The sequence below is a fragment of the Candidatus Pelagibacter sp. uisw_091 genome (genome assembly GCF_059512525.1).
The window spans coordinates 719,924-732,716 of the sequence record NZ_CM183455.1 but is presented as its reverse complement, the minus strand read 5'-3'; the positions used below and the strand labels follow the sequence as shown (position 1 = coordinate 732,716).

Genomic DNA, 12,793 nt, shown 5'->3' with positions numbered 1-12,793 from the left:
CCTATAATTATTTAATAAAAATCCTGTATTATAAATTTAATTAAAGATTAAACTTATGATTGAAAAATTTAATGGTATTTTTTACTTAATTTTATTCTCAATTCATTTTTTAGGCTTAGGTTTTTACGCTTATCAAATGATTATTGGAAACCAAAAATTTAGAAATAAATTTCAAATAAATGAAACTGCTACAGCAACCATGAGAATGATTGGTGCTATATTTTTAGGTACTTTCCTGATGGCAGTATATATCATGTTTGTAAGACCCAATGGTGTTGAGGATACTTGGGCATTTTTCAATTTAGTTTTTGTTCAAAATTTGTGTATTTTTATTGTCAATACTTATTCGATTAAGATTGATAAGACTGGTGTAAAATCACCATCAAATGAAGCTGTAATCGCTCCTTTAATTTTTACAATCATTAGTGCAGCTCTTTGTTATGGATTAGCTGATAAAATTTATATTTATTAAAGCCAGCTAGGAAAAGGCAAACCTTTTTCTTCAAGAAATTTTTTATTAAACATTTTAGTAGCGTACTTTTCACTTTTATCACAAAGAATTGTAACGATAGTTTTTCCAGGACCCAGTTCTTTACCCATTCTAATCGCACCAGCAATATTAATTCCACAGCTAGTACCAAGGCTTAAACCTTCATTTTCAATTAAATCATAAAGTATAGGAAGTGCCTCATGGTCATCAATAGAGTAGGCGTCATCTATTTTAGCATTTTCAAAATTCTTTGTTATTCTGCTTGAGCCAATACCTTCAGTAATTGATCCACTTTCAGATTTTAATTCACCATTTTTTATATAATTATAAAGAGCAGAGCCTTTAGGATCGGATAAAAATATTTTAATATCCTTATTCTTTTCTTTAAGAGCGTTACTTACTCCAGAAATTGTTCCACCAGTTCCAGATGAACATACAAAGCCATCAACGTTACCTTCGGTTTGTTCCCAGATTTCTTTACCTGTTGTTTCATAATGGCCCTTAGCATTAGCAACGTTGTCAAATTGGTTAGCCCAAACAACTCCATTATTATTTGATGGTCTTAACTCATCAGCAAGTTTTGCTGCAACTTTTACAAAGTTTGCATCATCTTTATAAGGTTTAGCTGGAACTAATCTTAGATCAGCACCAATATTTCTAAGTAAATCTTTCTTTTCTTGAGTTTGGTTATCATTCATTACTATGATTGTTTTATAACCAAGCGAATTACCAAGTAGACATAAGCCGATACCAGTATTACCAGCTGTCCCTTCAACTATTGTTCCACCTTTAGAAATTAGTTTTTTACTCTCAGCATCTTTAATTAAAGCAAGTGCAGCTCTATCTTTTACAGAGCCACCTGGGTTCATGAATTCAGCTTTACCATAAATATTACATCCTGTAATCTCCGATGCAGCTCTAAGTTTGATTAAAGGAGTGTTACCAATTCCAGAAATAAAATTGTTTTGAATATTTTTCATTATTTTGAAATATCTTTATCTACCTCTTCTACGGCATAAGGTTTAAATTCTTCAGTAGCTGTTCCAACATTTTTAGCAGGTATTCCAATCATTACTGCATTTTTAGGAACATCTTTTGTAACAACTGCATTAGCACCAATTTTAGCATTTGCACCAATCATTACAGGTCCTAATATTTGAGCACCAGAACCAACTACGACACAATCATCTAATGTTGGATGTCTTTTAACTTGTCTTTGATTATTTGAATTAATACTTGGAGCAATCCCACCCAATGTTGCCATATGGTAGATAGTTACATTATTTCCAATTTCAGATGTTTCACCTATTACAACACCCATACCATGATCAATAAATAAATTTCTTCCAATCTTAGCACCAGGATGAATTTCAATTCCAGTTAAAAATCTTGATAGTTGTGAAATTATTCTTGCAACAAGATAAAACTTAGCAAGGTGAAAAAAATTAGCAATTTTATGGAAAAAAACTGCTTTAACACCAGGATAAGTTAAAATTAAACTTAACTTAGATTTTGCCGCAGGATCTCTATCAATTATAGATTGTAAAAAGTTATTCATGAAGTTAGCTTTTATTGATTAAAAATTTATATTGAACTATATAGTCACTATATAACGATTTTAAAGAGGAGAAACTTATGTACAAAAACACTAATTGCTTTCATTTAGCAGTACCATGTGGAGATCTAGAAGTAGCAAAAAAATTTTATAGCGAGACGTTAGGCTGTAGATTAGATAATTCTGCACAAGAGTGGGCTGATGTTGATTTTTGGGGAAATGAATTAACTCTTCATGCAAGTGAGCATAAGATGGACAGTGAAAGACATGATGTCGATATGGGTAATGTTTCTGTCCCACATTTCGGTGTTCATTTATCTAGAAAAGATTTTAATGCTCTTAAACAAAGATTAAAAGATAATGGTGCTAAATATTATGATGAACCTTATTTAAGATTTAAAGGCACTAAATACGAGCAAGAAACTTTCTTTGTAAAAGACCCTAACGAAAACATTTTAGAGATTAAAACATTAACTGAAAATGCAGATTAATGGCTTCTGACTATAAATCTATAGCAAGCAAGATTAAGTTTGAAGGCAGAGCTTTTATTGATGGTAAATATGTTGATGCTATTGATGGTCAAAAGTTTGAAAATATAAATCCTGCAACTGGTGAAACTCTTTGCTCTGTTGCAAAATGTAACCATAAAGATGTAGACCTTGCAGTAAAAGTTTCAAGAAAAGCTTTTAATAGTGGCGTTTGGTCTAGAACATCTCCAGAATTTAGAAAAGATGTTTTGCTTAAATTTGCAGAATTATTAAGACAAACTGGAGAGGAAAATTCAGTTCTTGAATGTATCGATACAGGAAAGTTAATTGGAGATTGTATTAATGAGGTTGCAAATGATGCTCCAATGCATTTTCAGTGGTATGGAGAATTAATAGATAAAGTATTTGGTAAAGTTGGACCAACGGAACCTTCGTTAACTAGTTTAATTGTTAAAGAACCAATTGGTGTTGTTGCAGGTGTTGTTCCATGGAACTTCCCTTTAATGATGGCTGTATGGAAAATGGCACCAGCATTAGCTGCAGGTTGTTCAGTTATAATTAAGCCAGCAGAAGATACTCCTTTAACTGCAATTAGAGTTGCTCAAATTGCAAAAGAAGCAGGAATTCCAGATGGAGTTTTAAATATAGTACCTGGCTTCGGAGATGTGGGCGAAGCACTTGGTCGACACAATGATGTTGATGCGGTTTCATTTACTGGTTCAACAGAAGTTGGTGGACTGTTCATGAAATACTCTGGCGAAAGTAATTTAAAAACAATTGGTTTAGAGATGGGTGGTAAAAGTCCGTTCATAGTTTTAGAAGATGCAAAGATTACAGATGATTTAATTGATAATGCTATTAATTCTGCTTTTTGGAATGGTGGACAAAATTGTTCAGCAAATATGAGACAAATAATTCATAGCAAAGTTAAAGATGAATTTTTAGAAAAAGTTTCAAAAAAAGTAAAAGCTCTTAAAGCTGGAGATCCATTAGATCCAGAAAGTAATATGGGATCAATGATTTCTAAAAAACATTTAGCAACAGTTGATGGTTATATTCAAAAAGGAATTGATGAAGGAGCTAAACTATTGTTTGGTGGTGTTTCGAGCGGTGATCAAAAAGGTTTTTTTGCAAAACCAACTCTTTTTGATGATTTAAAAGAAAATATGACAATCGCTCAAGAAGAAATTTTTGGACCAGTTCTAGGAGTTCTTACAATTAATAGTGATGAAGAGGCTTTAAAAATTGCAAGTAATTCCAAGTATGGATTGCACGCAAGTGTTTTTACTCAAGATATTGATAGAGCTTTTCATATGGCTAAAAGCCTTCCATGTGGAACTGTTTCAGTTAATACTTTTTCTGAGGGTGATATTAAAACACCTTTTGGTGGATACAGACAGTCTGGCTCATTAAGTAGAGATCAAGGTACAGAAGCGTTAGATCAATACCTTCAAACTAAGACTATCTGGATAAGTCACTCTTAAAATTCAATTATACCAATCATAATAAATAACTAATTTTCTTTGACTTGCTCAAAAGTTTTAAGTTATGCTTGATTTTTTAAATTAATCGAGAGGGATATAATGAAAATAATAAAAACTACAATTGTAGCTGGTTTAATTTCTTTATTTGCTACTTTTTCAACATTTGCTGAGAAAGTTAAAATAGGAGATCCAGGTTGGACAGGTGCAACAGCTATTGCAAATTTATTAGCAGCAGTTGTTAATGATAAGATGGGTGGAGAAGCAGAATTAGTTCCAGGAAACAATACTGCGATCTATGGTGCAATTGATAGAAGTAAAGGTGAAATAGAAGTTCACCCTGATATCTGGTTACCTAATCAACAGGCTTATACTAACGATCTAGTTCCTAAAGGAACTCTTAAGTTAAGTTCAAAACCTTATGAGGGAAACCAAGGATATTGTGTGTCTCAACAATTTGCTAAAAAAATGAATATTACAGCAATTGAAGATTTGGCTAGACCAGAAGTTGTTAAAGCAATGGACAGTGATGGAAATGGTAAAGGTGAGTTTTGGATTGGTGCTGATGGTTGGGCTTCTGCAAATGTAAACCAAGTTAAACTTAGAGATTATGGTTTATATGATGCGGGTATTGAACCTATTAGAGCTGCTGAAGCTGTAAAAAATGCAAGAGTACTTGACTCAATTAAAAAAGGTGAAGGCTATGCATTTTATTGTTACAAGCCACATGCGATTTGGGGAATGGCTGATGTTGTAATGTTGACAGAACCTAAATTTGATAAAGCTAAATATAAAATGGTTCAACCTAAAGAAGATGCTGACTGGTACAAAAAATCTTATGTTGCATCAAAAGATGCTCTTAAGCAAATTCAGATTGGTTGGGGTACTTCTTTAGAAGCAAAATCTCCAGCAATTGTTGATTTCTTTAAGAATTTTCAATTATCAGCAGATGATGTTTCATTAATGGCCTACCAAATTTCAGTTGAAAAAAAACAACCAGCTGATGTTGCTAGAACATGGATGAAAAACAATAAATCTAAAGTTGATGGTTGGTTAGGACTTTAAGTTAAGTTAAATTTTTACCCGGCAGCTTTATTTGTTGCCGGGTATTTCTCTTAAAAAAAATTATTAAATTTTCGAACGGATCTAATGGACTCAGCTATTGAAATAAAAAATGTTTGGAAGATATTTGGTAATAATTCCAAAGAAGCATTAAATGCCATTCAAAATGAAAATATTTCAAAACAAGAAGCTTTAGAAAAATATAATTCAGTAATTGGTGTATCTGACGTCTCTTTTAACGTTAAAAAAGGAGAGATTTTTTGTGTAATGGGTCTTTCTGGAAGTGGTAAATCTACTTTAGTAAGACATATCAATAGATTATTAGAACCAACTTCAGGTCAAATTTTGATCAATAATGCAGATGTAATGAAGTTTGATACAAAAAGTTTGCAAGATCTAAGGAATAAAAAGATTGGTATGGTTTTTCAGAACTTCGCTTTAATGCCTCACAGATCAGTATTAGACAATATAGCAATGCCACTTGAAATAAGAGGTATCAGTAAAAATGATAGATTGGATGCTGCTAATAAAATTTTAGATATCGTAGAGCTTCAGGGGTGGGGAAATAAATTTGCTCATGAACTATCAGGTGGAATGCAACAAAGAGTAGGATTGGCAAGAGCTTTAGCAGCGGATCCTGATGTTTTATTAATGGATGAACCATTTAGTGCACTAGACCCACTAATTAGAAGACAGCTTCAAGCAGAATTTATCAAACTTTCAAAACAAATGAAAAAGACAACAGTATTTATAACTCATGACTTAGATGAAGCAGTAAGAGTAGGTCATAGAATTGCAATAATGAGAGATGGAAAGGTTATCCAAATAGGAACACCAGAAGAAATAGTCATGAAACCAACAGATGATTATGTGGCTGACTTTGTTAAGGGAATATCAAGATTAAAGATTGTTCAAGCTAAATCTATCATGCAGCCTGTAGAAAAATTTGAGAAGGAATTTGGATTGATAGGTAAAAATTTAGAAAGTGTTCATGAAAATATTTTATTAAATAAATTAATAGAAAAATCTTCCATTAAAGATGAACCAATATTAGTGATCAATAATCAAAATAAAAACATTGGTATAATAACTCAGGCAGATTTGCTTAAGGCAGTTGTAGAGGGTAGTGATGGAGAATAAAGCAATCAGAAATCCTTCTAGAAATGAACTGATTACTGACTTTGTAAAAAGTAATCCAGACTATTATATTAAAGAGTTTAAAAAAATTGGTAGCAAACCTACTTACTCATTTTCATTTAATTTATTTGCATTCATATTTGGGCCAATTTGGTTTGGAATGCGCAATGTTTGGAATTGGACTTTAGCTTTTTTAATTATTGAAACTTTTTCAGTAGTACAAATAATCAGAGGTTTATTTGGCAATATTACGTCAGATGCCATTGCTAAAGTTGAGCAAGTTAAAGGCACTATAGCATTTAGGAATAAACAATTAGAAGCAGCGATAGAAAATAATCCAGATAAAATTGATGTGTTTAAAAGAAATATAAAATCTTTAGAGGATGCTATGCAAGGTTATCTAGATGAAATTACGAGAGTAGAAGCATCAGCAATATGGATTGCAATTTTTGGTTTTATTTTATTGATAGCAGTTAAGATTGTTCAAGGTGTTTTGGCGAATTCAATTTTAGAAAAGAAATATTCTGAATGGTTATCCGATAAATCTATTCATCCAGGGATGCAGATGAAAAATTATATTTACAGTAGTATATTTACCTCTATTATAATGATTTTTACAGTTATCCATTATAGTTTCCCGGGCTTACTTCAGGTAATGGATACATTTCCAACCCATCCTGAGATAAGACTATTCTCAATTAAATGGATAGAAATTATTTTTGATTATGCAGTTGTTAAAGGAGATTTAATTTTTACTGCTATAACAATTGGTATTAGGTCCGTATTAGATTTCTTAGAATTATTGTTTGTTAAAACTCCCTGGATTGTAATTATAACTGCAATTGTCACTTTAACAGGCTTATCAGCAGGGCCAAGAGCTGCAATTTATTCAACAGGATTTTTATGTTATATGGGTTTTTTAGGTTTTTGGGTTAAAGCAATGACAACACTTGCCTTATTAGGAACTGCTGCAATTTTAAGTATAGCAATAGGTATTCCGCTTGGAATTTTCTGTGCAAGACGACAAAGATTTTATTCATTAATTAGACCGATAATGGATTTCATGCAAACAATGCCAGCTTTTGTATTTATGATTCCAGTAATAGCATTTTTTGGAACCGGAAAGGTTGCGGCAGTAATCATTACAATGATTTTTGGTGGCACACCAGTTGTAAGGCTTACAGTCTTAGGGTTACGTGGAGTACCAGAAACAATTCGAGAAGCAGCTATCGCATACGGTGCAACTAAATGGTATTTATTAAGAAAAGTAGATCTACCACTAGCCACACCATCAATTTTAGCAGGTGTGAATCAAACAGTAATGTTAAGTTTAGCTATGGTAGTTGTAGCATCTTTAATAGGTGCAAAAGGTTTAGGCCAAGATGTTCTTGAAGCATTACAATATGCTAATGTTGGTCAAGGTATACTTGCAGGTATAGCTATTTTATTTGTTGCATTGATACTTGATAGGGTTGTTCAGGGTAAAAAAAGAGTTTAATAAAACTTAATGGATTATTTAATATTAGGTTTTTTAACTGGATTAAGTTTAATTCTAGCAATAGGTGCTCAAAATATATTTGTCATAGAGCAAGGATTAAAAAAACAATATATATTTCTTGTTTGTCTAATTTGTTCAATATCTGATTTAATATTAATTTTTTTAGGAATTTTTTTATTTCAATATTTAGATAATTATTTTACCCCAACAGTTGAGTTAATTTTTAATATTTTACTCTTAATATTTTTATTACATTTTATCTGGGGAAAAATTAGAACTAAGGTTTCAGATGCTTCATTTAATATAGACAATAAAACTAATAATTTACCTAGTATTTTACTTAAAACTTTAGGTTTTACTTTTCTAAATCCTCACGTTTATTCAGACACTGTATTTTTCCTAGGAAATTTTTCCAAAAACCTTAGTCAAGTTGATAAGTATTACTTTGGTGCAGGAGCAGCTATTGCTTCATTACTATTTTTTTATATACTAGGATATCTTTCAAAGTATTTTTCTAAATATCTTAAGAGTGCAAAAGTATGGAAAAGAATCAATTATTTGATAATTCTTTTCATGTCTATGTTGGCTTTAACAGTACTAATGGAAATTATTTAAGTTTAGTTAGAATAACCGTACTTTTTGAGTCTAACGTCACCTGTTCTTGCGTGAGCTTCCATTCCTTCGTATCTAGAAATTCTTGCTGCTGCAGCACCAACCAACTCAGTAGACTCTTTTGTCATTCTTTGAAAACTTAAAGTTTTAACAAACTTACCGACAAATAATCCACCAGTGTATCTTCCTGCACCTTTAGTTGGAAGTATATGGTTAGTTCCTGAACATTTATCACCATAAGCAACAGTTGTTTCTTCACCAATAAATAAAGAACCATAGTTTGTAAGTCTTTTATGAAACCACTCTAAATTTTCTGTCTGAACTTCTAAGTGCTCAGGAGCATACTCATCACTAATAGTTGCCATTTCTTCATCAGTGTCACAAAGAATAACTTCGCCATAATCTCTCCAAGCAGCATCTGCGTTTGTTCTTGGAACTTCTGGCAACTCAGCAATTAATTCTGGAACTCTTTTCATTACTTTTTCAGCAAGTTCTTTATTTGTGGTATATAACCAACAAGGTGAGTTATAACCATGTTCAGCTTGACCAACTAAATCTACAGCTACTATCTCAGGATCAGCTTTAGCGTCAGCAATAATTCCAATCTCAGTAGGGCCTGCAAACAGGTCAATACCCACTTTTCCAAATAAAATTCTTTTAGCCTCTGCTACAAACTGGTTTCCTGGACCAACAATAATATCAGCTGCAGGGTTATTGAATAAACCATTAGTCATTGCTGCAATTGCTGGAACACCACCTAAATTTAAAATTACATCAGCACCACATAGGTCAGCTGTATAAATAATTGTTGGATGAGCACCCACACCTTCTTTTGGAGGGCTACAGGCAATAACATTCTTTACACCTGCAACTTTAGCTGTAGTTACACTCATAACAGCTGATGCAATATGTGCATAACGACCTCCTGGTACATAACATCCAGCTGTGTTAACTGGTATCAACTTTTGACCAGCAAACAATCCATCTGAGAGTTCAACCTCAAAGTCTTGACCATAGTTTTTTAATTGTGCTTCGGCAAATTTTCTAACTCTTTCGTATGAAAATTGAACATCATCTTTTGTTTTTTGATCTAATGTTTTTTTAATTTCTTCAATTCTTTCTTTAGAAACAATAATATCACCATCGTACTTGTCAAATTTTTTTGTAAGATCGATACAGCCTTGTTCTTTAGTAGTTTCAATATTTTTTAATAAATCTTGAACAATTACAGTTGTTTTAGTGTCGTCTGTTGATGATGTCTTAGGTGATTTTTTTAAATATGTTATAGCCATTGTTTCCTTATCTAATTTTTGAAGCTTTATTTAAAACATTAATGTGGTTATTTCAATGAAGAATTAGTCTAAAGCAACAACAGCAGCTGCAATAGAGGCCAATCTAGCTTGTGCTTCATCAGATCTACTAGTAATTACTATTGGAACTTTACCACCCACTACAACACCAGCCGCACAAGCTCCCATAAAGTAAATCATCATTTTAACTAAACTATTGCCAGTCTCAACACTTGGAACTAGTAATATGTCTGCATCACCAGCTACAATATTTTTAACACCCTTTATTGCAGCAGATTTTTTTGAAATACTATTATCAAATGCTAAGGGACCAAAAACATCAGCATTTAAATCATCTTTTTTTGCAAGCTTTGTAATCTCATCTGCTTCAATAGAGCTTGGCACACTATCTAAAATTTCTTCTGTCGCTGATAGGACTGCAACTTTTGGTCTTTCAATTCCTATACGATTTGAAAAATTAATTACATTTCTTAAGATATGCATTTTTGTTTTTATATTAGGTAAAACATTTAAAGCACCATCAGTAATTATAAGAGGCTTGTCATCTTTAGTATTTGTCATATGCCATATGTGGCTAAGTCTAGTTTTTCCAAGTAAATCATATTCTCTTTTTAAAACTTCTTTCATTAAAACATCAGTATGGATATGACCTTTTACAATAATCTTTACTTTATCTTGTTTAGCAAGTTTGGCGGCTATTGCTGCTGTATTGTTTTCTATAGGTTCATGAATTATCTCATACGAAGAGATGTCCCATTTCAAATCCTCAGCACATTTAAGAATTTCTTTTTTATCCCCTATAAAAATAGGTTTAATTAAGTTTTCTTTAACAGCATCTTGAACTGAAAGCATAGGTAAAGGAAGGCCTGCATTTACAATTGCAGCATTAACACCTTTTTTTTTATGAGCTTGATCTAACAAGTTATTAGGACAAACAATTTCTTTATTTGAAAGCATGAGGTATATTTAGTCTGAATTTTTAAAAAGTATATACTGTAAATTAATAATGATTAAGCCCTTTAAACTAAATATTCCTGATAAAACACTTCAAGAAATTTATATTAAGGTAAAGAATTACCCATGGCATGAAATGCCAGACGATGGTGGCTGGAATTATGGAAGTAACCTTGATTATATGAAAGAGATCACCAGTTATTGGATCAAATATTTTGATTGGAGAAAACATGAGGCAGAAATAAATAAATTTTCAAATTTTACAACTACTGTAGAGGGCATGGAAATGCATTTTATTCATGAAAAGGGTAGTGGCTCTAACCCAACTCCATTACTCCTTATGCATGGATGGCCTGGATCAGTTTTAGAGTTTTTACATATAATTGAAAAACTTGCACATCCAGAAAAATTTGGTGGAAACATTGAGGATGCATTTGATGTCATTGTGCCTTCTTTACCTGGCTTTGGATTTTCAGGTAGACCATCTAAGCCAATTGGTCCAAGAAAAATAGCTGAGATATTAAATGAACTAATGACAAAAAACCTTGAGTATAAAAATTACATGGCACAAGGCGGAGATTGGGGAGCAACTATTGCTAATTGGATTGGTTATGATCATTCAAAATCATGTAAGGCAATACATATTAATTGTTTAACAATGCGTCATCCAGATGGAACACAATCAAAAGAAGAACAAGAATGGCAAGATCGATTTGATAAAGATCAAATTATGCAAGATGGCTATAGAACTCAACAAGCAACAAAACCACAAACATTAAGTTATGGAATGATGGATAGTCCTGTTGGTATTGCAGCATGGATTATTGAAAAGATGTATTCTTGGTCTGATTTAAAAGATGGTGATATTGAAAGTGCTTATTCAAAGGACACTTTGTTAGCAAATATTATGGTTTATATAGTTACAAAAACTTTTAATACAGCTTCTTGGATTTATTATGGAAGAAGAGAAGAGGGAGGACGTTTTTTTCCTAATGACTTTAAAAAAATAGAAATACCAACAGCTGCAGCAATTTTTCCAGCTGAAATGTCTGAGTGGCCTCCAAAATCTTATGTAGATAGAATTTTTAACATTACTCAATGGACAGTAATGCCAAGGGGAGGTCACTTTGCTGCTCTTGAGGAACCAGACCTTCTAATAAATGATCTTATTAAATTCTCAAGAACAGTTCGTTAGCTAAATATTTTGTAAATATTCTAAGTCTTTTAGAACAGCTTTAGAAATAGTAATTTCTTTTTTAAGGTTATTTCTAAATCTATTGAACTTACTTTGTCCTGGATAAAGAATTTCTTTAACACCTTTTATTTTGGGAAGTTTTTTAATTGTTTTGATATTGTCTTTTATTCTTTTATTAAAAGAATTACCTACGAACAAATTAGGTTTTAAAACAAAAAATAGATGACCAATATTTTGTGGACCACTAAAATCAGTGAATGGATCTTTAACTCTACCCGCATGATTACCACCTGTTAACACTCCACTTAAAATATCAACCATCCAAGCTAATCCTGAACCTCTAAAACCAGCTATTGGTAATTGAACACCTTCCAATGCTTTTTTTGGATCAGTAGTCGGTTTACCAAATTTATCTAAAGCAACACCTTCGGGAATTTTTGTTCCTTCTCTTGCGGCAACTCTAATTTTTCCTCTATTAATCATTGATATTGAAGTATCTAAAATAAAAGGAACTTTAGATCCTGTTGGAGTTCCAAAACAAATAGGGTTTGTACCAAATAAACTTTTTAAAGCTCCATGAGGAGCAACTGCTGGAGGTGCATTAGTAAATACCATAACCATTAAACCTTTTTTAACTGCTTGCTCTGCATAATAACCAGACAAACCATAATGACCACTATTTTTAACTGCAACTAAGCCAATACCAGTTTTCTTAGCATTACCTATTGCTGTCTTAATAGCAGTATCTGCTGCAACAAAACCAATACTATTATTAGCATCAACGTGAGCAATTGATTGAGAAATTTTTTTAACCTTTATTTTAGCCTTAGGATTAATTATTTTTTTAGAAATACGGTCACAGTACATTTTTAATCTAGATAAACCATGAGAAGGCGCACCAACTAATTCAGCATTAATTAATGCTTCAGCACAAATACTTGCATGATTTTTGGTTAATTTATGGGAAATAAATATTTTTTTAATTAAGTTTTTTAAAGAATTTATTTTCAT

Annotated in this window: 13 protein-coding genes; 8 read left to right on the top strand and 5 right to left on the bottom strand. The window is 32.0% G+C overall.

The features are described from left to right. Positions 1-55 precede the first annotated feature (55 nt). The gene (locus tag AC5YGA_RS04035; RefSeq protein WP_415307855.1) at positions 56-472 is read left to right on the top strand and encodes a hypothetical protein; all 417 of its coding nucleotides are present in this window, start codon (positions 56-58) and stop codon (positions 470-472) included. On the opposite strand, the gene AC5YGA_RS04030 is transcribed toward AC5YGA_RS04035, so the two are convergent. Further along, on the bottom strand, positions 469-1,470 hold the full coding sequence (locus AC5YGA_RS04030; RefSeq protein WP_415307854.1) for a cysteine synthase A: 1,002 nt from the start codon (positions 1,468-1,470) through the stop codon (positions 469-471). The genes AC5YGA_RS04035 and AC5YGA_RS04030 overlap by 4 nt on opposite strands. Further along, positions 1,470-2,048 carry a serine O-acetyltransferase EpsC gene (gene epsC, locus AC5YGA_RS04025; RefSeq protein WP_415307853.1) on the bottom strand — a complete coding sequence of 193 codons (579 nt, stop codon included), beginning with the start codon at positions 2,046-2,048 and terminating at the stop codon, positions 1,470-1,472. The genes AC5YGA_RS04030 and epsC overlap by 1 nt, the downstream gene beginning before the upstream one ends. Positions 2,049-2,125: 77 nt before the next feature. Here epsC and AC5YGA_RS04020 point away from each other — a divergent pair, with 77 nt between their 5' ends. The 6 genes from AC5YGA_RS04020 to AC5YGA_RS03995 all read left to right on the top strand — a co-directional run bounded on the left by AC5YGA_RS04020 (position 2,126) and on the right by AC5YGA_RS03995 (position 8,326). After that, complete coding sequence (locus AC5YGA_RS04020; protein ID WP_415307852.1) at positions 2,126-2,536, top strand: VOC family protein; 411 nt, start codon at positions 2,126-2,128, stop codon at positions 2,534-2,536. Then, positions 2,536-4,017: an aldehyde dehydrogenase gene (locus AC5YGA_RS04015; RefSeq protein WP_415307851.1), complete on the top strand. Its 1,482-nt coding sequence runs from the start codon at positions 2,536-2,538 to the stop codon at positions 4,015-4,017. The genes AC5YGA_RS04020 and AC5YGA_RS04015 overlap by 1 nt, the downstream gene beginning before the upstream one ends. Positions 4,018-4,116: 99 nt before the next feature. After that, positions 4,117-5,079, top strand: a complete 963-nt coding sequence (locus tag AC5YGA_RS04010) for an ABC transporter substrate-binding protein (RefSeq protein WP_415307850.1) — start codon at positions 4,117-4,119, stop codon at positions 5,077-5,079. An 84-nt stretch (positions 5,080-5,163) separates the two neighbouring features. After that, positions 5,164-6,216, top strand: a complete 1,053-nt coding sequence (locus AC5YGA_RS04005) for a quaternary amine ABC transporter ATP-binding protein (protein WP_415307849.1) — start codon at positions 5,164-5,166, stop codon at positions 6,214-6,216. After that, on the top strand, positions 6,206-7,711 hold the full coding sequence (locus AC5YGA_RS04000) for an ABC transporter permease (protein ID WP_415307848.1): 1,506 nt from the start codon (positions 6,206-6,208) through the stop codon (positions 7,709-7,711). Before AC5YGA_RS04005 ends, AC5YGA_RS04000 begins: the two co-directional genes overlap by 11 nt. Before the next feature lie 9 nt (positions 7,712-7,720). Beyond that, complete coding sequence (locus tag AC5YGA_RS03995) at positions 7,721-8,326, top strand: LysE/ArgO family amino acid transporter (RefSeq protein WP_415307847.1); 606 nt, start codon at positions 7,721-7,723, stop codon at positions 8,324-8,326. 2 nt (positions 8,327-8,328) lie between these two features. Here the strand turns inward: AC5YGA_RS03995 and hisD are convergent, their stop codons facing one another. Both hisD and AC5YGA_RS03985 read right to left on the bottom strand, forming a co-directional pair. Beyond that, positions 8,329-9,615 (bottom strand): histidinol dehydrogenase, encoded by a 1,287-nt coding sequence (gene hisD, locus AC5YGA_RS03990; RefSeq protein ID WP_415307846.1) that lies wholly within the window; start codon positions 9,613-9,615, stop codon positions 8,329-8,331. Between the two features lie 63 nt (positions 9,616-9,678). Next, positions 9,679-10,590 (bottom strand): bifunctional enoyl-CoA hydratase/phosphate acetyltransferase, encoded by a 912-nt coding sequence (locus AC5YGA_RS03985; protein ID WP_415307845.1) that lies wholly within the window; start codon positions 10,588-10,590, stop codon positions 9,679-9,681. Between the two features lie 49 nt (positions 10,591-10,639). On the opposite strand from AC5YGA_RS03985, the gene AC5YGA_RS03980 reads away from it, so the two are divergent. Then, positions 10,640-11,782, top strand: coding sequence for an epoxide hydrolase family protein (locus AC5YGA_RS03980; RefSeq protein WP_415307844.1), 1,143 nt, complete (start codon positions 10,640-10,642; stop codon positions 11,780-11,782). On the opposite strand, the gene AC5YGA_RS03975 is transcribed toward AC5YGA_RS03980, so the two are convergent. Then, positions 11,783-12,793: an Ldh family oxidoreductase gene (locus AC5YGA_RS03975; RefSeq protein ID WP_415307843.1), complete on the bottom strand. Its 1,011-nt coding sequence runs from the start codon at positions 12,791-12,793 to the stop codon at positions 11,783-11,785.

Bases quoted from the DNA above. Each gene is read 5' to 3' on its own strand.
- hisD (WP_415307846.1), bottom strand. From the start codon at position 9,615: ATGGCTATAACATATTTAAAAAAATCACCTAAGACATCATCAACAGAC.
- AC5YGA_RS04015 (WP_415307851.1), top strand. From the start codon at position 2,536: ATGGCTTCTGACTATAAATCTATAGCAAGCAAGATTAAGTTTGAAGGC.
- AC5YGA_RS04005 (WP_415307849.1), top strand. From the start codon at position 5,164: ATGGACTCAGCTATTGAAATAAAAAATGTTTGGAAGATATTTGGTAAT.
- AC5YGA_RS03980 (WP_415307844.1), top strand. From the start codon at position 10,640: ATGATTAAGCCCTTTAAACTAAATATTCCTGATAAAACACTTCAAGAA.
- AC5YGA_RS04000 (WP_415307848.1), top strand. From the start codon at position 6,206: ATGGAGAATAAAGCAATCAGAAATCCTTCTAGAAATGAACTGATTACT.
- AC5YGA_RS03975 (WP_415307843.1), bottom strand. From the start codon at position 12,793: ATGAAAATAAATTCTTTAAAAAACTTAATTAAAAAAATATTTATTTCC.
- AC5YGA_RS03985 (WP_415307845.1), bottom strand. From the start codon at position 10,590: ATGCTTTCAAATAAAGAAATTGTTTGTCCTAATAACTTGTTAGATCAA.
- epsC (WP_415307853.1), bottom strand. From the start codon at position 2,048: ATGAATAACTTTTTACAATCTATAATTGATAGAGATCCTGCGGCAAAA.
- AC5YGA_RS04020 (WP_415307852.1), top strand. From the start codon at position 2,126: ATGTACAAAAACACTAATTGCTTTCATTTAGCAGTACCATGTGGAGAT.
- AC5YGA_RS04030 (WP_415307854.1), bottom strand. From the start codon at position 1,470: ATGAAAAATATTCAAAACAATTTTATTTCTGGAATTGGTAACACTCCT.
- AC5YGA_RS04010 (WP_415307850.1), top strand. From the start codon at position 4,117: ATGAAAATAATAAAAACTACAATTGTAGCTGGTTTAATTTCTTTATTT.
- AC5YGA_RS04035 (WP_415307855.1), top strand. From the start codon at position 56: ATGATTGAAAAATTTAATGGTATTTTTTACTTAATTTTATTCTCAATT.
- AC5YGA_RS03995 (WP_415307847.1), top strand. From the start codon at position 7,721: ATGGATTATTTAATATTAGGTTTTTTAACTGGATTAAGTTTAATTCTA.